Genomic DNA, 19128 nt, shown 5'->3' with positions numbered 1-19128 from the left:
GAAACCGAAGCGAAGGAACGCTCGCTATCCAAGTTCCTTACGCATATAGATCCAGGTGCGCTGGCGAAGAATCAGAGCAGCGAGCCACGAACGGCGCGTCCGATGATCAACGAACCCTACACTGGCATAGAGGCGGCGCGCCGGTGTGTTTGATGCGCTGACGTACAATCCCAGGAATCGCTTCCCCCGTTGCCGGGCTTCCTGTTCCACGTGATCCAGCAATGCGCGCGCAATGCCATTGCGCCGATAGCGCGCCAGCACTGCCACATCGGTAATGTATCCTTCGCTGCGCTCGATTGCATGCTCGAGCAGCGACAGTGCAAAAATCGAGCGAACGGCGCCCCATACGCCCAGCACCTGATGAAACGCAAGTTCAGCGGCGCCACTCGTATCGCTGGCCGTATCCCATGTGCGCAACGAAACCGTGCCAACCACCAGACCATTGGATTCGGCCACGAACATGCCGCGCAAGGCGCTCCGCCCCTGGCGCCGCCAGGCTTCTGCCATCGCCTCGATACCGCGCGCCGTGCCGTGAACGCCAAAAGCGGCGCCGAACTTATCCGCAAAGGCTTCACAGTGCAGCCGCAGAATAGGGTAGATGTCGTCCATACGCGCTGCGCGGATCTGCAGCGGGATGAGAGCAGGCGTCACAACGCGCGAGATCGTCAGCATACCATTCAAACCGCCATGAGCAGTCGGCAGATCACGAAAGGCTGCGGAGAAGCGCCGCCGGGCAAGACACACGCAGCGGTATCTCATTGTACCTGTGCCGGGAATGGTCGTCAACTTGGAGCGCGCGACGCACCTGAACCGCGGATCCGCAATAATGATATAATGAGCATGCTACGACACGCCAACATCGTTGCCCATTGACCGTCATCAATCAGTCGGCGCCCGCTCGACAGCGACGCACTGACCTGCGGCGCCGAGAGGAAATTTTCCCTGAATAGCCAGATTAGCGTCATGCGGATTGCAATCGACGCTCGTTTGAATGCTTATCGCACCGGCGGCATTGCTCAGTACACGCGCCAGTTGATGGCAGCGCTGGCTGACTGCGCCGCCGATGATCAGATCATCAGCCTCCAGCATCGGGAGCATCTGCGCCCACTGGTCGTCGCACCCAATGTGGTGCGTCATCCCCTGTACACGCCGCCCCATCATCGCTTTGAGCGCTGGATTCTGCCGTTGGAACTGCTGGCGGCTCGCCCGCACGTCGTCCATTTCCCCGACTTCATCGCGCCCCGCCATCACTGCTGCCCAACGGTCGTCACCATTCACGATCTTGCATTTTTGCGCTACCCCGACATCCTCGATAGCGCTGCAAGCGCCTACTATCGGCAGGTCGGCGACAGCGCCGCGCGCGCGGATGCGGTGATCGCCGTCTCCGAAACCACCCGCGAGGACATTGCCCAATTCCTCGATCTTCCGCCTGAGCGGATTGATGTCATCTACGAGGCTGCCGCACCGATCTACACGCCACTCTCGCTTCGCCCCGGCGAAACGCGCGTGCTCGCCGGAACACCGGTGGAAGCGCAGTCGTTCATGTTGTTTGTCAGCACCCTCGAACCACGCAAGAACCTGCCATCATTACTGCGCGCACTGCGCATCTGCCTCGACCGACGACCGGATCGCGCATATCGCCTGGTCGTGGCGGGCGCACGCGGCTGGCGCGATGAGGATGTGTTTTCAACCGTGCGCGATCTGCACCTCGCAGAACACGTCCTCTTTGCCGGGCGCGTCGGGCAGTACGATCTCCGCTGGTTGTACAATGCATGCCGCTTCTACATCAATCCCTCACTCTACGAAGGCTTTGGGCTACCGCTGTTGGAAGCGATGGCATGCGGCGCCGCGTGTCTGGCATCATCGAGCGCGAGTCTGCCCGAAATCGGCAGTGATGCGGTCGACTACATTCCGCCGCTCGACATTGGCGCCTGGGCGGATGGCATCGAGATGCTGTGGGACGATGAGGAGCGCCGCGAAACGATGGGACGGCTTGCCCGCGCGCGCGCAGAGCAGTTCTCGTGGCAGCGCGCCGCCCGTGAGACGCTGGCAGTCTATCGCCGGGCAGCGGCGGGCGCGCCGCGCCCAACACCTGCGCCCATTGCCGCCCCTGCCGATCCGTCCCCGCCAGACCGCCTCGTTGTGTGCAGGCGCTGCGGTCAGCGCCTGGTGTCGGCGCCGGTCAAGGGAACTATTGTGGTCACATCTTCCCCAGAACGCCAGATCACCCCTCGGGCGTGGGTATGCCCCCGCTGCGATCACATCGAATTGCTGGCGGTTCCCACAGCGACTGCTCTGATAGAGATGACGGCGCCAGCCATGGACGAGCCACGCACCGCAGCCGAAACGCCAGAAACCGCCACCCCGCCGGCGCCAGTAGTTGCCCATGACGAGCCACCCGCCGCGGCCGAAATGCCGGGGACCACCACCCCGTCGGCGCCGACCGGTACGGCAGAGCAGGCATCTGCGTCGTCTGTTCCTGACGCAACGTTCGAAATGAATGTCGCACCTGCACCTGAAAGCGAAGTCTCACCGTAAGGATTCGTCAGCCCTGGGGTCTACGGACAGCAATTTTGTCTGTCCTTCTCGACATTACTGTGTGGATGAAACCCATGGGCAAGCGTTCGACACCGTCACCACCATAACCGTCTCACCGCATGCGGCTGCGGCGGCAAACGCCGCGCGCAGCGCTTCCCAAACAGTCGCTTCTTCGCCCGCAATCAACGTGCTCATCGCCCCTGGTCGCACATCCAATCCTCGCTCACGCCAGAGCGCCAGTGCAGCATCGATTGCCGGGCTGAGATGTTCCTGACGCAGCGGATACAGACTCACCTGCGCCGTCAGGCCGACCGGATGATCACGGTGTACCATCGTTCTTCATCCCTTCCACTTCGACAGCACCACTCGCATCCCAATAAATGCGCCGACCGGCAGGCGAGAAGAAGATTGCACCCAGGGAGCCGGCAAAAGTGTCGTGCGCCAGGTCATACTGGCGACCGATCGATGAAGCGCCTGGTGCACCAACCGCGCCAGTTCAGGCGGAGCGTAGAAACGGGCAACCTGCCAGACGGACAACCCGCTGCGCTTCCGTTGCCACGCCAGGGGATGCCAGCGATTGAGCACCCCCAGGATCATCCCCTGCCGCGCCACACGCGCTGCTTCCTGCAACGCACGCTCTGGGCAGGGCAAAAATTCCAATGTCGTTATCAGCAGCGCAACATCGAACGCATCGTTGGCGAATGGCAAATCTGCCGCATCGGCGCGTATCAGCGGCACACTGCCACGTTGCAACGCCTCGGCAAGCATTGGCGCCGACCGATCCACGCCGACGACACGGTACCCCTCCGACGCCAGCCAGCGTGCAAAATGCCCGGTTCCAACACCGATCTCCACCAGCGTCTGCGGCTGCGGCAGACCGGACAGCAGCCATGTCAGCAAGCGGCGCTCAGCCTGATCCGCAGCCCGGCCCTCCGTCGCATACCAGGCTTCGTAGCCCACCGCCAGTTCAGGCGCATCAAAAGGATTAAGGGGCGCAGCAGTCACATCACCCCTCATCTCACGCGCACAGAGAGAGAACCACCTACCGCCCTTCCCCGATCCGGCGCAGCATCGGCGCGGCATAGGTATGGCAGATCGCCACTGCCACAGCATCAGCGGCATCATCGGGGCGCGGGATAGTCGGCAAGCGAAGCGTCAGACGAACCATCTCCTGCACCTGGCGCTTATCAGCGCCGCCATACCCTGCCAGCGCCTGCTTGACCTGCAACGGCTTATATTCGTGGACAGGAATACCAGCCTGTGCAAACGCCAGCAGCGCAATACCGCGCGCCTGCCCGACGTTCAACGCCGTATTGACATTCTTGCCGAAAAACAGTTCTTCAATCGCGGCGGCGGCAGGATGGTAGCGCGCAATCAGACTGCACAAGTCGTTGTACAGTTGCAGCAAGCGTGACGCCTGCGATACTCCCGCAGGCGTCGTCAGCACACCACAATCAACCAGAGACACCGTTCCGCCGGTTTCTTCGACAATGCCCCACCCCATTCGGGCAGTGCCAGGGTCGATACCAATTGTGCGCGAGGCAATCAAGCGTCACCCGCTAACGAACTGTTCAGCCAGTTCACTGGTAATTTCGAGATTGCTGTAGACCTTCTGCACATCGTCGAGGTCTTCGAGTTTCTCGATCAGCCTCATCGCCTTGAGCGCGTCGGCGGTATCGGGTTGCACCGTTGTTTTGGCAATCATCGTCTTCTCGGCGCCGGTGACCGGGAGACCGGCGGCGATCAATTGTTGGCGCACCGCGGCGAGTTGCTTAAAATCGGTGTACACCTCGACAATATCATCCTCAATCTGAACATCCTCTGCGCCTGCATCGATTGCAATAAGCATCACTTCGTCCGGGTCAAGGCGTTTGACCGACAGATCAATGGTAATCAACCCTCTGGTTTCAAACATCCAACTCACCGAACCGGGTTCACCGGGGCTGCCGCCATTCTTCGTCATCGTCGCGCGCACATCGGAAGCAGTGCGATTACGATTATCGGTCGCCGCCTCGATCAGCAGCGCCACACCGCCGGGAGCGTACCCTTCGTAATAAATCTCTTCAAGCGCCGCAGCATCGCTCCCGCCTCTCCCCAACCCTCGATCGATCGCGCGCTGAATATTATCCATCGGCATATTGGCGGCGCGCGCCTTATCGACGGCAAGGCGCAGGCGAAAATTCGCTTCCGGGTCGCCGCTCCCCCCTTCGCGCGTCGCAATGGTAATATCACGCGCCAGTTTCGTAAAGAGTTGCCCACGCCGTTGATCGAGCACTCCTTTTGTGCGCCGGATCGAGTGCCACTTCGAATGACCAGACATAGCAGGGTTCTCCAGGACTACCAGGCATCCAGACACATCTCACATCGTTTTGGCATTATAGCATACGACAAGCGAACAGGGGAGGCAAAGCCTCCCCCGTTCCAGAAGTGGTTGTGCTATGGTGCTATGCCTGCGGCGCAGTCAGCGTTGATGAAGTATCCAGCACCCCGTTGCCACCGTTCGGGCGACGCTCAATCTCATCGATCTTCACGACACGGCTGATCAATTCTTTCAAGCGTTCACCATCGAGCGTTTCATACTCAATCAGCGCACTGGCCATATCGTTCAGCACCTCGCGGTTATACGTCAGGATCAGGCGAGTACGCTCATACGCTTCTGAAACGATGCGATGCACTTCGTTATCGATCTCGCGCGCCACAGCATCGCTATAGTTGCGCTGCTCAGTAATCTCGCGCCCCAGGAAGATCAACTCCTCGCGCTCACCGAATGCAATCGGACCAAGCTTCGCACTCATGCCATAGCGGGTCACCATCGCGCGCGCAATGCGTGTCACCTGCTGAATATCACCCGCCGCCCCCGTCGAGACCTCATCAGGTCCGAAGACAATCTCTTCTGCCACGCGCCCGCCAAGCGCCGAGACGAGTTGCGCTGCGAACTGCGACGCAGTTGTGTAACGAATACTATCCTCTTCGGGCAGATAGAGCGTATACCCGCCGGCTCGTCCACGCGGCACAATCGTCACCTTCTGCACCGGAAAGGCTTTCGGCATACCCGCCGCCGCAATCGCGTGACCGGATTCGTGATACGCCGTCAGCAATTTTTCCCGTTCGGTCAACACCCGGCTGCGTCGCTCAGGACCACCGAGCGCCACGCGCTCAATCGCGTCCTGCAACTCTGCCATGCCAATCTTCTTCTTCGAACGGCGCGCCGCCAGAATCGCCGCCTCGTTCACCGCATTTGCCAGATCGGCCCCAGAGAAGCCGGGCGTCTGCCTTGCGATGACATCGAGTTGCACATCATCGGCAAGCGGCTTACCCTTGGTATGCACCCTGAGCACCTCAATACGCCCTTTCACATCCGGCGCATCGAGCACCACCTGGCGGTCGAAGCGACCGGGGCGCACCAGCGCCGGATCGAGCACGTCTGGTCGGTTGGTGGCGGCAATGACGATAACGTTTGTATTGGTATCGAAGCCATCCATCTCAACCAGAATCTGATTGAGCGTCTGCTCGCGTTCGTCGTGCGAGCCGCCAAGCCCGGCGCCACGCTGCCGACCGACCGCGTCGATCTCGTCGATGAACACAATACAGGGCGCATTCCGCTTCGCCTGGTCGAACAGGTCGCGCACACGGCTGGCGCCGACACCGACGAACATCTCAACGAACTCCGAACCAGAGATTGAGAAGAACGGCACCCCTGCCTCGCCGGCGACCGCACGCGACAGGAGCGTCTTGCCGGTTCCCGGAGGACCAACCATCAGCACGCCGCGCGGAATACGCGCACCAAGCGCCGCAAACTTGTCAGGAAACTTAAGAAACTCAACAACCTCGGTCAAATCCTGTTTGGCTTCTTCCTGACCGGCGACATCGGCAAACGTCACCGTCGGCTTATCGCCAGAGAACATACGCGCCCGGCTCTTGCCAAACGACAGCGCCTGATTGTTCGACCCTTGCGCCTGACGCATGAAGAAGACAAAAAAGCCGATCATCAACAATACCGGCAACAGGATGGTGAAAACATTCAGCAACCCGCCCCAGGCAGGCGCCGCGCGCACCTCGACATTCACCGCGTCGAGCGGCACACCAGCCTGCACCAGCAGCATCGTGATACTATCATTCGACTCAATGCGCGACCGCACTTTCGTTCTGGTATCGCGGTACGTCACCAGAATCTCGGTGTTGCCCGACTGCGCTTCGATCTTCTCAACCCTGCCAGCTTTGGCATCTGCGAGCACCTGATAGATGCCCCGTTCCTCCGCCTGACCCTGCGCATTGTTGAAATAATTGAAGAACAGCGCCAATGCAGCGACCAGGATGATGAGGTAGACGAAACTATTCTTCAGCCAGCGATTGTCACCCATAATCGTTCACGTTCTAGGAGCGCTGCTCCTGATCAATGTTGCGCTGCACATTAGCGGGTAGGAACAGATGACAACAGTCCCCTCTGACCGCCCGTGCTGATATTATACCAGACGCCTTTCGGCGCGACAATGTGGCAAGATCACAATTTTCGATCATGTTTTGGACGCACTTCATGGTGCAAACCCGGCATCTTCCTGCCAGAAAGAGCAACTGTTCCGCGCACAGCGTTCTGTTGATCTGTCATGACGGATCGGACGCGGATACGGATGCATGCGGCGCCAGCGTCTGCGCTGCACGCACTCTGTCGCGTCTTGCACTTCGGCGCAGCCACGCGAGCGCCGCGAAGTCGCGCAGCAACAGCATGCAGCGGGCTGCAAAATAGACCAGGCGATACAGGCGACCTCGACGCACCGGATCGTAATCGATCAGCACAATCCGCATCTCTGGATCGCGCAACAGCATCAGATTGTGCGACCGCAGCAGCGTGCGCTCGACAAGAAAACTCCACAGTCGCTGCGGCAAACGGTCGAGCGCCTTCATCCGCTCGCGTTCATCGTGACTGCCGGCGGATCGCCCATAGAGATCGGGCATGCTGCCGGTCGCGCGATAGAATGCGCGCGCCCGACACAGAATGTCGCTCAACTGAAGAGCGACGAGCGCGCGCTGCTCCGGCGTCAACGCCTGATAGTCGAGTGCATCGAGCGGTTGGGCATCGGGAAGGAAGGGTTGGACCGTCAGCGGATAGATACGCCCATCGCTGCCACGCGCAACAATAAAATAGTTGGGGATTGTGTGCCACTCGCCAAGGCACGCCGCATAATGTTCAGCAACATCGCGCATCAACCGCGCCCATCGCAGCGCCTGACTCAGATCGCCCCCCAGATCATACTTGAGTTTAACGACATAGCGACGGTCGTCGGTCCAGTACACCTCAGTCTCATTGCCTCCCGCCAGCCGCTCCAGGGCGTGGTCCCGGTCGAAGGAAGCAAACACATCATCGACGTGGAGGGTCATACCATGTTCCTCCGGCGCACACCAGGATGTTCAGCGAGTGAGACGCCGGAAACGGCGTTCAGGTTGCAGGATGCACAGGAAGGCGCCGCAATCAGGCAGGCAGGGTGATCCCCAACTCAGTCAGGCGCGCTTCCGAGGGGCGTCCCTGTTCATCCCAACCGTGACGACGGTAATACTCCGCCAGCATGTCATTCAGCAGCGGCAACTTTCCTGCCGCCGGACCGTCTTCGAGCGGTTCTTCCGTCCAGCGATGCGGCAGCGTATCGCGTCCCGCGCCATACTGAACCGCCAGCCAGCGTTCGAGCGTAACGATCCGTTCCCCAATCTTCGCCACATCGACACTGGTGAAGGATCGCCCAAGCGTTGCAGCCAGAAGTTCATTCAGTTCGGCAGGAGCGATCTGATACGCCAGCAGCGCCAGGCGACGACACAATCCTGCGGCATCGACCGCCGCCGCAAACCGTTCGTGCCAGATCAAGCGTGGGACGACGCCCTGGATCGAGTGGGGATTGCTGGGGTCAGTGGGAAGCCAGACAGGCGGTTCGACGAGGAACGGCTCGTAGATCATCGCGTAACGGTAGTCGCCGCCAATCGGTGCAGTGGCGTCTGCCAGGGCGATTTCGGGCAACGCGCGCGGATCGAGCGCCGGGAACGCAAGTTGACGCACTTGTGGCGCAAATGCACTACTTCCGTAGTATACCTCCTGCATTTCGCCGACGCCCAGCGACAGAATATCGCGCTTTTCCTGGCGCTGCCCCAGGCGGCGAAGAGCGCCGACCACCGATTCGAGATCGCCCCATGCCAGATTGCCGGCATGGATCAACCCACGCTCGCGGCACTCCATCACAAACGCCAGCGCCGCGCTGGTTTCCGACACATCGAGACCAAGGCGCAGGCAGAGATCGTTAACGAGAATAATCGCATCAGGAGTGGATAACCCGCACCGCCAGCCAAAGCCAGCGAGCGCCTCCAGATCGGGATAGGCGACCGGTTCGCCATTTTTGCGGATATACGCACTATGACATGCCAGCAGACATCCTTCGCAACCGCGTGATTCGCGCCGACCGCGCTGTGCCAGCGCTGTTCGACTGATCGCGCTGGCATGCGACACAGTATGGGATTGCCCATTGCGCGCGCTCAAGGCGCCCAGTTCTTCGGCGCGCTGCGCATAGCACAGGCTGCCATACTGACGAAAACCGGCTGCGACATCGCTGGCGGCAATGCGTCGGTTGATGCTTTCCAGCGCCTGATCGAGCCGCTGCCGGTCGGCAACCGGGCATGGGTGCGCGCCACGCACGGCGATGGCCTTCACGCGCTTGCGCGCCATGATCGCGCCGGCGCCTGCCGGTTCGACTGCGAACGCGCCTTCTGCGACAATAGCGCTATACGCAACACCCGCTTCCCCCGCCGGTCCGATGCAGAGCACAGCATACTCATCACCGAGATCCCGGCGCAACGCCTGATTCGTCGCTTGCGTATCGAGACCGAGGAGGCGCGTCGCCGGAAGAATATCCACCTGCGATCCATCGATTCGAATCCAGCACCAATCGGGGCTTTGCCCTTCGAGGATCAGCAGATCGTACCCGGCACGACGCAGGTGCGCTCCCCACCTTCCTGACGCCCACCCGTGCGAAACCGAATTGGTAATCGGCGAGCGCGTCGTAACGGTTAATCCACCGAACGTCACCCCCGCAAGCGGTCCGGCGCTAAAGATCAGGAGATTAGCAGGCGCCAGCGGGCCAATCTTCGAAGGAACCCATCGGGCAAGGAGCCAGGCGGCGGCGCCGCGCCCGCCGAGGAAGCGTTGTTCCACCTCAGCAGGCAAATACTCTGTCATTACGCGCTGATCGGTCAGTGCAACGCGGAGTGCTTGCAGCGGCATGACGTGTTCCTCCGTCTGCGCATCAGGAGCAGTCGTGGCGAGGAGAGGGACAGATCTGAAAACTGCCTGGACCTGAGCAGAAAGATGACCCCGTTTCGCCTCCAACGACGCCTGTCCATCGGTTCTTCGGATCAATGTTCAGTGCAGCGTGCCAAATAGTTCAACCAACCGTCTTAACCGGCTGCCCAAGATAGATCGGTTCGAGTGTAGCGACGCGGTCGCATTCGCCAGCAATCAGGCGTTTCCATGCCAGTTCCGCCAGATATGCAGGACGGCGTACATTCGCTGCGGGCGACGGAAAGTGCGCCCGATTGGGCAACAGGCGACGCAGCATCGCCTGAAATTCAGCGTCAACATCACCGCAGAAGAGCGCCGGTTCGTTGATCGTCGCCGCAAGATCGGCGATGGTAAGGTTCTGCGGTTCTTGCGCATCATTGGCAAGCGCCGCTACTCTCCCGCGCCCCAGATTGATGACAGGAACGACCCGCAAGTGCGCAACACGGTGCTGATACGCCACCGCTTGAAGCGTACCGATGCCAATAAGCGGCAGATCGCGCGCCAGCGCAAACCCCTTGGCAACGCTCATACCCACCCGCAATCCACTCCAACTCCCCGGTCCCAACGCTACGGCGACCGCCCGAATATCGCTGCGCGCACAACGAATGTGGCGCAGCAACAGATCGATCTGTGGCAGAAGTTGCGCCGTATGGTCGCGCCCGGCGCGCCAGACGCATTCGCCCAGCGCGCCACGCTCTCCATCGTAGCAGGCAATACCGGCGTCCGCAGTCGATGTGTCGATTGCAAGCAACATAGAGTCAGGTGAACGCCGTCTTCTTCAACGTATCGACCAGCGCTTCATACCGCCGACCGCACGGCGTGAAACGCACCACGCGCTTCGTCTCGCTCAGGTGGCTGAGATGCACATCGAGCCGATCGTCGGGCAACAAGGCCTCCGCGCGCTCTGCCCACTCGATCAGACACACACCATCACCGTCGAGCGCTTCTTCCAACCCAACGCCGTACAGTTCAGCAGGTCGCTCAATACGGTAGAGATCGGCATGGTAAATCGGCATCCCACCACGCTGTGCGCCGGCACGATACTGATTGATCAGCACGAAACTTGGACTGTTGACCACATCGGTCGAGCCGAGACCCTGAACGATCCCCTTGATCAGGTGCGTTTTCCCGGCGCCAAGATCGCCGCGAAGCGCCACAACATCGCCGTGTTGCAACAACTCACCCAGGCGCTGACCAATGCGTATCGTCTGTGCGACGCTATGCGAAACAAAATCGAGGACATGCGGCGAATGGACAACGCTTCGTACCCTCATAGGCATTATTGTAGCACATGGAACGGTCGTCCTCACAACGACCGCCATACATCAACAGGCATAGAAGAGCTACGCTTCAACCTGATATCTTTGAAGGACGCCCTATGGTATACTTGTGCTCGCCGGTACGCTGTTCTGCAGAAGGAGAACATCAATGAACATGCTCCTGAGTCGCATCACCATCGACCCCGACATATGCCATGGCAAGTCTGTCATTCGTGGATTGCGCTATCCCGTTGAAACAATCCTGGAAATGCTGAGCTCAGGAATGACCATTGACGAGATCCTTGCAGATTACGAAGATCTTGAGCGTGACGATATTCTTGCTGCGCTGACATTTGCGGCGCAGTTGAGTCGGGTCAAGCGTCTGGAGCTAGTAACAGCATGAACTTTCTCGTCGATGCCCAACTGCCACGACGCCTGGTCTGGCGCCTTCGAGAAGCCCGACACGACGCCATTCACACCTTGATCTTCCTGACGGTAATCGCTCGACAGATAGCGAAATCAATGCGGTCTCTCTCCGCGAAAAGCGCATCGTTGTAACCAAAGACGTTGACTTCGTGAGTTCTTTTCTTCTAACCCGCCAACCCCACAAACTTCTGGTTGTATCCACCGGCAACATTACGAATGCTGACCTCGCAGCCTTATTCATCCGCGCCATTCCAGCAATCGTCGAAGCGTTTCAGACGCATCACTATGTTGAACTCACTCGTACTGCCCTTATCATTCATATGTGACGGTATCAGGACTGATACCAATGACAATTGACGATGCCGCATTCTTGTCATTCCGAGCGCAGCGACTTGTTATTCCGAGCGCAGCGACTTGTCATTCCGAGCGCAGCGACTTGTCATTCCGAGCGCAACGAGGAATCTGCGCGGGTCGCGCACGACCCCTCGCTCTGCTCGAGGTGACCATGCCGGATGGTCACAGGGAATTGGTATGATAGGACCGAATATGCGCTCCATCGCTCCTTTCCAGGATGCGATGGAGCCATGCTTTCCACACTACAACGCGCGTCCGCGCCATGCACGATAGCGCCGGATGAGGGCATTGGTCGAACTGTCGTGCGCCGGTGATGGCGCAACCTCGCTCATTAACTCCGGCGCGATGCGCCCCGCCAGCACTTTGCCCAACTCGACGCCCCATTGATCGAAGGAATTGATATCCCAGATTGCGCCCTGCGTAAAGACACTATGCTCATAGAGCGCCACAAGGGCGCCAAGAACGGCTGGCGTCAACCGCTCCGCCAGAAACGTATTCGACGGACGGTTACCTGGGAAGGTGCGATGCGGTGCGAGCCACGCCGGTGTTCCCTCTGCCAGCGCCTCCTCGGTAGTTTTGCCGAACGCCAGCGCCTCCGCCTGGGCGAACATGTTCGCCATCAACAGATCGTGGTGGGCGCCAAGCGGGTTGAGCGTTTCGGCAAAACCAATGAAATCGCACAGCACCAACCGCGTACCCTGGTGGATCAACTGGTAGAACGAGTGCTGACCATTCGTGCCAGGCTCCCCCCAGTAGATCGGTCCGGTCTGATACGTCACCGGCTCGCCCGACAGCGTCACCGACTTGCCGTTGCTCTCCATCGTCAGCTGTTGCAGGTAGGCAGGAAAGCGCTTGAGGTAGTTGTCGTAGGGAAGAATGGCAACCGTCTCGACGCCAAAAAAGTTCGCATACCAGACCGTCAGCAACCCATGGATCACCGGCAGATTACGATCGAACGGCGCAGTGCGGAAGTGCTCGTCCATAGCGTGGAAACCGGCGAGCATATCACGGAAGTGGTCGGGACCGAGTGCAATCATCGTCGAAAGACCGATCGCCGACGTCATCGAGTAACGCCCGCCGACCCAATCCCAGAAACCGAACATGTTCGCCGTGTCGATGCCGAACTTCGCCACCTCGGCGGCATTCGTCGAGACGGCGACGAAATGGCGCGCCACTGCGGCGTCATCGCCGAGCGCCGCCAGCAACCAGGCGCGCGCCGTGCGCGCATTGGTCATCGTTTCGAGGGTCGTAAAGGTCTTCGACGCCACGATGAACAGCGTCTCCGCCGGATCGAGGTCGCGCGTCGCCTCGGCAAAATCGTTGCCGTCGATATTCGATACAAAGCGCAATGTTAGATTGCGGCGACTATAGGAGCGTAGCGCCTCATACGCCATCACCGGTCCCAGGTCGGAACCGCCGATGCCAATGTTGACGATATTGCGGATCGGCTTGCCGGTGAACCCGCTCCAGGCGCCGCTGCGCACCTGTTCGGCGAATGCTGCCATGCGGTCGAGCACGGCATGCACATCAGGAACCACATTCACGCCATCAACCAGAATGACCGCGCCGCGTGGCGCGCGCAGTGCAACGTGCAGAACGGCACGGTTCTCGGTGATGTTGATCCGCTCACCGCGAAACATTGCATCGATGCGGGCGCGCAAGCCGCGCGCTTCAGCGAGCGCCATCAACAGGCGCAGCGTCTCGTCAGTCACCCGGTTCTTAGAATAGTCGAAAAACAGACCGGCGGCTTCAGCGGTCATGCGCTCGCCGCGACCGGGGTCTTCGGCAAACAACCGGCGCAGATGCACATCACGGATCGCCCGGTAGTGCGTCTCGAGCGCGCGCCACTCAGGGATCTGCGTCAGCAACGTCATGGCTCACCTCCTCGGTCGCAGAATGTTCTCATTCTCACGCCCTTCCTCGAAGTCGGTAATGTTGCGGATCGTTGTCTCCGCAATTGTCGTCATCGCCTCACGAGTAAAGAATGCCTGATGCCCTGTGACGAGCACATTCGGGAAGGTCATCAGGCGAGCCAGCGTATCATCGGTGATCACCCGGTCGGAGAGGTCGTGGAAGAACACCCCTTCTTCCTCTTCATACACATCAAGCCCAACCCCCGCAATGCGTCCGGCGCGCAACGTCTCGATCAGGGCATCGGTGTCGATCAGTCCACCACGACTGGTGTTGATCAGAAAAGCGTCCGGCTTCATCAGCGCCAGCGTCTCGCGGTTGATCATATGGTATGTCTCCGGCAGCAGCGGCACGTGCAGGCTCACGATGTCGGACGCGCGTAACAGTTCTTCAAGCGGAACATAGCGCATCCCCAGCGCCAGGCAGTCAGGATTGTGCGTCACATCGTAGCCGAGCAGCGAACAGCCAAAGCCATGCATAATGCTCGCAAAGACCGCACCGATCTTGCCGGTGCCGACCACACCGACCGTCGATCCATGGATGTCACGTCCGAGCAGTCCTGCAAGGCGGAAGTTGAACTCGCGGGTGCGGTTGTAGGCGCGATGGATGCGCCGGTTGAGCGTTTGCAGCAACCCAACGGCGAACTCTGCAACCGAGTAGGGTGAGTAGTAACTGACGCGCATCGCGGTGATGCCATACTGCTCCGCCGCAATCAGATCAATATTGTTGTAGCCGGTAGAACGCTGCGCGATCAGGCGGGTGCCGCCAGCCGCCAGGCGCTCGATGACCTCTGCCGTCGCCTGATCGTTCACGAAGCAGCAGATTGCCGGAAACCCCTGCGCCAGCGCCGCTGTCTGCACGTCGAGCTGCGCAGCAGTATACGTCAGACGGTGCCGCCCCTGATTGGCGGCGTCCAGAAACGTCCGGTCGTAGGAGTGAGCATCGTATACGAGAACGTCCATGATATATCTGCTCCTTTCCAGAGGCATGAGGAGGGAGGAGTTTCGAGAACCGTGAACCGAAAACAACGGCCTGTCCCATCCGCGCGAATCCGTCTCAACCCGTGCCAATCCGTGTACCCACTCCCACCGTGCGACTGCATGGCAGCAAGCGCCAAAGAGTCAGGCACTCCTGCGACCCCCATCCGTCGCAATCCATGCCGATCCGCGTGCGCTCGCGCACCTCGTGCCCCACGCTCGCGGGCGCCCCTCCGTTCAACTCACTGAGCGCAAACGAGCGTCTCAGATCGTCATAATGCGGGTATTGACGAAGTACGGAAAATCGAACGCTGTCATATCACCTGCGCGCAAGCCGGGGATGGGCATCAAGCGCGCTGTAAGCGGCTTGCGCAACGCACCCGCCAGCGCCGCGACCTCCGTCAGCATGCCTTCGATCTGCCCGACGGAAGCGTCTCCCGGCAGCGGAATCGTGTCGAGACCTGTGCCGCACACCGCGCTGAACGCCAGCAGGTCGCGCCAGCCATAGCGCCCTTCGGCGTTGCGCTGAGCCAGTAGCGCATCCTCTAGCACCGGCAGCATCACCCCACTAAACCCGACGAGCATGACTCGCGCCGCGCGGATGGCATCGGTACAGGCGCGAATCACTGACAGCGTGCCGGGTTCGCCAAACGGCACGCCGCTGACGCACTCGATGGCGGCGCCAATACTGCACGTCACATCGGGATGCGGCGCGAGCGACCAGTCGCATCCCGCGACATAGATGCCATACGCCTCATCGACCCCTTGAAGCGCGCCACGGATGCGCGCATCGTGTTCCGCGATCCGCGCTGCCAGACTTTCCGCGAAGCGCCGGGTTCTGGCGGCGACCACCTGAACCGACGCGGATGCGCCATCATCCTCGATTTCACGGGCCGCTTCCACCGCCAGCGCCGCTGCCTCTGGACCGACGGCGAGCCATGGTTCGCCGCCGCTATGGTAACTCGCCGGAAAAAACGGCGATCCTGGCGCAACCGACGCCAATGCCGCAAACCGCAGATTGCCGAACCCGTTCGGCGTTGCCGACGCCAGCGCAGCGACGACACGCGCAGCGGCTGCGGTCGCCGCAGCATTCACGTTCCCGTTGCGCCCGGCAATGCGCGCCGAGGCGAACACGATCGCTGTTGCCGCCAGAGCTTCGGCAAGCGATGCCAGACGGTCAACATCAACCCGACCGACGGACACATAATCGAACCCGGCATCGAGCGCCAGCACCTCAGCGCAGCGCAGCGCCGCCGCAACATCAGCGTAGCGGTTCGTCCCACTTGTATCGAGCGCCAGACGCACGGTTTGCACCACATATCCAGCATCTTCGAGTCGCCGCCGTGCCTCCTGAACTGCCCGCGCCACACGTGCGACATCATCCTCACAGGCGCCGACCGTCAATGTGCGAATGCGCATGCACACCTCGTCCTGCAACACATTCATCACCCGTTCAATCCCCGCAATTCGCCCCGGTGGGGCGAGCGGATTCGGATCGGGACGCTACACCATGCCACATCGAACCAGAAACCAGGCAGAACCGTTAAACGATAGATACAGTCATCGTCCGGCGGAACGGTGCGATACTGACCACGCGCGTCGAAGACATAGCAATCGGCGCGCACCCGACCGGAGGCGCGGGTCAATGATCAGAACTCGCGCGCGCCAGCCGCCCGGCACTCGTAGAACTTCTCGTCACGATCATGCGTGCGCCACGCGCTGGAAAATCACCTCAACCACCAGATCGGCGGGTCCGGCAAGTTCGTGACAGGTCAATCGATCGCCACGTTCCTCTGCCAGGAAAAACAGATCCGATTCCCGTCCGGGACCGTCCAACAGCGCGCACAGCAAACGGCGCGCTGCGCGTGACGCCGAGACGCCACACACAAACAGCCCCGGCAGCCGATTGAGAACATCAGCAACCCGGGTCGGCATATGAACGATGGCCGCGCCGTTGATCTCCATCACTCAACCCATCGTGCTCCCACGCCAGCCACTCATCGTCGCGCATCCTGAGCGGTGCAGGGCGCTGCGCGACAGCCGATGGATCAACCGCAATCGGCGCACTCATCGATCCCCCTTACGAACCGAGCGTCGTTTCCAGCGTCCATGCGCCTGTCTCGACACGCAGTGTACCATCCGCACGACCCGGCGGCAACTCGATGGTCAACGGCAAGTCGGGGCGCAGCGCAATCGGCGCGCTGCGAAACACCTCGCGCCCGTCAAGGAGAACGCGCACCGGCGCCGCCGCCTGAACACACGCCGGAACCACGCTGACGATCAGCACACCATCAGATCGACGCTGCACGCCAACCGCGCCGGACTCGCTCGCTGCCGCAAGATCGCCCAACCCCTGCAATGGCATCCAACTAGCGAGGATCGCACGCTGATCACCGGCATTCAGCAACGGATCGTCCCAGAATGTCGGCTGCGCGCCGACCCAGAGTTCGGCATAATCGCTCCCATCGTCGGTGAACAGGCGGCGGTCGAAGTTCTTGCTGAACGCAAACACTTTCGTCCCGGCAAACCCGACGTCGGACAGCGCAACCATCCCCGTATCCGCCTGAGAGTCGTAGAACCCGGCAAAGCGCACCGGTTGCGCGGCGAACAATCCCACATACCCGTTCCATGTCGAAGGGCGCGACAGGTCGCGCTGATTATGGCGGGGCCAACCGACCGTGGCGCGCGGCGGCGGCAGATCGCGGTCTTCAGTGGCGTGAACGATCATCCGATCGACAGGCACAACGAAACGCGCCGCAGGTCCAACCCGATTGGCAGTGGAGGCAAGCGCAGCATTCATCCACATTTGCAGCGGTTGCGGGTTGGCAGATACGTTACGCGCTGCAAGTTGCGTTCGGAAGAAACCCTCATCGGCGCGCAGGGTGACAGTAGCAGTCATGTCCAGACCGCGCTGGCGTTCAGTCGTCGTCAGGCGCACGATAATCGCGTTGGTCTGGCGCTCAACCGCCATATCCCAGGGGAAGGCTTCCAGGTAGCCATGTTCTTCGGTTGGCGCAGCCCATTCCAACCCACCGGCGCCCAACCACCAACCGCGCTGACCAAACGGCGCCGGTTTGATCACCGGGTTCCGGTAGAACCCGTGCTGAGCAGTGGATTTGACGACCGCGCGGTACAACCGTCCGCCGAGTTCAGGGAGGAAGGTCAGTTCCAGGAAGCGATTTTCGACCACGATGACGCGATAGGCGCGCGGCTGCGGCGGACCGACGCGCGCCGGATCGAGGCGCGGATAGGGATAGATCGAGTCGCCGGGATTCGTCGATACCAGCGCCTGATGATAGTCGTAGGTCGGAATGGTGAGCGTTGTCTCGCGAATACGCACGCCGGAGAAGGGCGGCGCCGCGTAGCGCAGCGGGCGCCCATAGCGCCAGAGAACGTAATGCTGACCAACATTCCCCATCTCGACCTGCCAGCGCGGCGGATTGGCAGGATTGTAGGTAAGCACGCGGCGCTCGAACGCTTGAAACATCACCGGCATTGCATTCCCGCCAACGCGAACCAGCGCCCAGTACGGCTCGCTGATCGGATATCCGAAGGCGAAGAGCGCATCTACCGGCGCTGCCGCCATAAAATCGCGGAAGACACGCGGCACATTATGGCCCGTCACCGACTCATAGCGCACAATCGTCGTTGCCGGCAGCGCCAGGTCCTGTCGTTCGGCGAGACCGTCGGGATCGAGCAGAGTGCTCACCGGTTCGCCGATACGTCGGGGCGCGCGCCCGCCGCCATCGAACGAGACATATGCGGCGAGTTGCGCATACGTCGGCGCCTGCGGATTATCGACCGGATCGCCGGCGACCGGAATGGCGGCGGGCGCGCGCTGCTCAAAGGACTCGAAGCCGGTCTGAATCCTGCCGGTAATCAGTTCGACCACCAACCGTCCGCCGGTGACGAACCAGGGAGAGCGCCGATTGCCATTCGGATCATTGATCTCCATCCGCGCCTTATCGAAATACTGCACCAGGCGCACATCGCCCGGTGCGCCCTGGAAATATTCATACCGCACCTCGCCGGGAGAGGCGCCATACGTCCACGAGCGCTGCACTGCACCGGTCGCAACAGCCCGGTCGGTGCGCATCCAGAGCGCGGCAAAGGCGGAGTCGGCGAATCCATCGGGTAGGGGGGAGGCTGAGACCGGCGCGGCGGGAAGCAGCAGTACGACAGCAATGAGGAGCGCCAGGAGCGGTTTCATAGGGAAGACTTTCTGATCTGCATGCGGTTCTGACGGCAATAAGAGACGACTATGCACACAGATTATACACTTCTCACGACTGCGCCTATGGGATTATAAAGATATCCGCGAACGTTTGGGCATCAAACCCATCTGGAT

The 19128-nt window shown here is 60.8% G+C and carries 20 protein-coding genes; 3 read left to right on the top strand and 17 right to left on the bottom strand.

The window, feature by feature from the left end; all coding sequences use genetic code 11:
- Positions 1-24 precede the first annotated feature (24 nt).
- Positions 25-759 (bottom strand): GNAT family N-acetyltransferase, encoded by a 735-nt coding sequence (locus RCAS_RS03735; RefSeq protein ID WP_012119274.1) that lies wholly within the window; start codon positions 757-759, stop codon positions 25-27.
- 204 nt (positions 760-963) lie between these two features.
- On the opposite strand from RCAS_RS03735, the gene RCAS_RS03730 reads away from it, so the two are divergent.
- Positions 964-2538 carry a glycosyltransferase gene (locus RCAS_RS03730; protein WP_012119273.1) on the top strand — a complete coding sequence of 525 codons (1575 nt, stop codon included), beginning with the start codon at positions 964-966 and terminating at the stop codon, positions 2536-2538.
- A gap of 54 nt (positions 2539-2592) precedes the next feature.
- Here the strand turns inward: RCAS_RS03730 and RCAS_RS03725 are convergent, their stop codons facing one another.
- From RCAS_RS03725 to tsaE, 9 genes are all read right to left on the bottom strand, one after another.
- Positions 2593-2871 (bottom strand): YkoF family thiamine/hydroxymethylpyrimidine-binding protein, encoded by a 279-nt coding sequence (locus RCAS_RS03725; RefSeq protein ID WP_012119272.1) that lies wholly within the window; start codon positions 2869-2871, stop codon positions 2593-2595.
- Positions 2872-2877: 6 nt separating this feature from the next.
- On the bottom strand, positions 2878-3543 hold the full coding sequence (locus RCAS_RS03720; protein WP_232280157.1) for a class I SAM-dependent methyltransferase: 666 nt from the start codon (positions 3541-3543) through the stop codon (positions 2878-2880).
- Between the two features lie 37 nt (positions 3544-3580).
- Entirely contained in the window at positions 3581-4087 is a 507-nt protein-coding gene (gene ruvC / locus RCAS_RS03715; RefSeq protein WP_012119270.1) for a crossover junction endodeoxyribonuclease RuvC, read from the bottom strand.
- A 3-nt stretch (positions 4088-4090) separates the two neighbouring features.
- The gene (locus RCAS_RS03710) at positions 4091-4858 is read right to left on the bottom strand and encodes a YebC/PmpR family DNA-binding transcriptional regulator (RefSeq protein ID WP_012119269.1); all 768 of its coding nucleotides are present in this window, start codon (positions 4856-4858) and stop codon (positions 4091-4093) included.
- Between the two features lie 124 nt (positions 4859-4982).
- On the bottom strand, positions 4983-6899 hold the full coding sequence (ftsH, locus tag RCAS_RS03705) for an ATP-dependent zinc metalloprotease FtsH (RefSeq protein WP_012119268.1): 1917 nt from the start codon (positions 6897-6899) through the stop codon (positions 4983-4985).
- Between the two features lie 241 nt (positions 6900-7140).
- The gene (locus tag RCAS_RS03700) at positions 7141-7914 is read right to left on the bottom strand and encodes a hypothetical protein (RefSeq protein WP_012119267.1); all 774 of its coding nucleotides are present in this window, start codon (positions 7912-7914) and stop codon (positions 7141-7143) included.
- Between the two features lie 91 nt (positions 7915-8005).
- Positions 8006-9796 carry an aldehyde ferredoxin oxidoreductase family protein gene (locus tag RCAS_RS03695; RefSeq protein ID WP_012119266.1) on the bottom strand — a complete coding sequence of 597 codons (1791 nt, stop codon included), beginning with the start codon at positions 9794-9796 and terminating at the stop codon, positions 8006-8008.
- 160 nt (positions 9797-9956) lie between these two features.
- Positions 9957-10607 (bottom strand): tRNA (adenosine(37)-N6)-threonylcarbamoyltransferase complex dimerization subunit type 1 TsaB, encoded by a 651-nt coding sequence (gene tsaB, locus RCAS_RS03690; protein ID WP_012119265.1) that lies wholly within the window; start codon positions 10605-10607, stop codon positions 9957-9959.
- A 4-nt stretch (positions 10608-10611) separates the two neighbouring features.
- A complete protein-coding gene (gene tsaE / locus RCAS_RS03685; protein ID WP_041330174.1) occupies positions 10612-11133 on the bottom strand; it encodes a tRNA (adenosine(37)-N6)-threonylcarbamoyltransferase complex ATPase subunit type 1 TsaE in 522 nt (173 codons plus the stop codon).
- Between the two features lie 148 nt (positions 11134-11281).
- Between tsaE and RCAS_RS03680 the strand changes: the two genes are divergently transcribed.
- Positions 11282-11515 (top strand): DUF433 domain-containing protein, encoded by a 234-nt coding sequence (locus RCAS_RS03680; protein WP_012119263.1) that lies wholly within the window; start codon positions 11282-11284, stop codon positions 11513-11515.
- 37 nt (positions 11516-11552) lie between these two features.
- Positions 11553-11864, top strand: coding sequence for a DUF5615 family PIN-like protein (locus tag RCAS_RS26150; protein ID WP_198136037.1), 312 nt, complete (start codon positions 11553-11555; stop codon positions 11862-11864).
- Positions 11865-12134: 270 nt separating this feature from the next.
- On the opposite strand, the gene pgi is transcribed toward RCAS_RS26150, so the two are convergent.
- The 7 genes from pgi to RCAS_RS03655 all read right to left on the bottom strand — a co-directional run bounded on the left by pgi (position 12135) and on the right by RCAS_RS03655 (position 18990).
- Positions 12135-13766 carry a glucose-6-phosphate isomerase gene (gene pgi / locus RCAS_RS03675; RefSeq protein WP_012119262.1) on the bottom strand — a complete coding sequence of 544 codons (1632 nt, stop codon included), beginning with the start codon at positions 13764-13766 and terminating at the stop codon, positions 12135-12137.
- Between the two features lie 3 nt (positions 13767-13769).
- The gene (locus tag RCAS_RS03670) at positions 13770-14765 is read right to left on the bottom strand and encodes a 2-hydroxyacid dehydrogenase (RefSeq protein WP_012119261.1); all 996 of its coding nucleotides are present in this window, start codon (positions 14763-14765) and stop codon (positions 13770-13772) included.
- Positions 14766-15044: 279 nt separating this feature from the next.
- Complete coding sequence (locus tag RCAS_RS03665; protein ID WP_232280155.1) at positions 15045-16199, bottom strand: DUF711 family protein; 1155 nt, start codon at positions 16197-16199, stop codon at positions 15045-15047.
- Positions 16200-16225: 26 nt separating this feature from the next.
- The gene (locus RCAS_RS24840; protein WP_157042534.1) at positions 16226-16426 is read right to left on the bottom strand and encodes a hypothetical protein; all 201 of its coding nucleotides are present in this window, start codon (positions 16424-16426) and stop codon (positions 16226-16228) included.
- Positions 16427-16481: 55 nt separating this feature from the next.
- A complete protein-coding gene (locus tag RCAS_RS03660) occupies positions 16482-16715 on the bottom strand; it encodes a hypothetical protein (protein WP_157042533.1) in 234 nt (77 codons plus the stop codon).
- On the bottom strand, positions 16696-16851 hold the full coding sequence (locus tag RCAS_RS24835; protein WP_157042532.1) for a hypothetical protein: 156 nt from the start codon (positions 16849-16851) through the stop codon (positions 16696-16698). Before RCAS_RS24835 ends, RCAS_RS03660 begins: the two co-directional genes overlap by 20 nt.
- A gap of 9 nt (positions 16852-16860) precedes the next feature.
- Positions 16861-18990 carry a DUF5107 domain-containing protein gene (locus RCAS_RS03655; RefSeq protein WP_012119259.1) on the bottom strand — a complete coding sequence of 710 codons (2130 nt, stop codon included), beginning with the start codon at positions 18988-18990 and terminating at the stop codon, positions 16861-16863.
- Positions 18991-19128 lie beyond the last annotated feature (138 nt).

It is taken from the genome of Roseiflexus castenholzii DSM 13941, assembly GCF_000017805.1.
In the GTDB taxonomy this organism is placed as follows: domain Bacteria; phylum Chloroflexota; class Chloroflexia; order Chloroflexales; family Roseiflexaceae; genus Roseiflexus; species Roseiflexus castenholzii.
The sequence above is the reverse complement of the archived record's forward strand: the minus strand, read 5'-3'. Positions and strand labels throughout refer to the sequence as shown.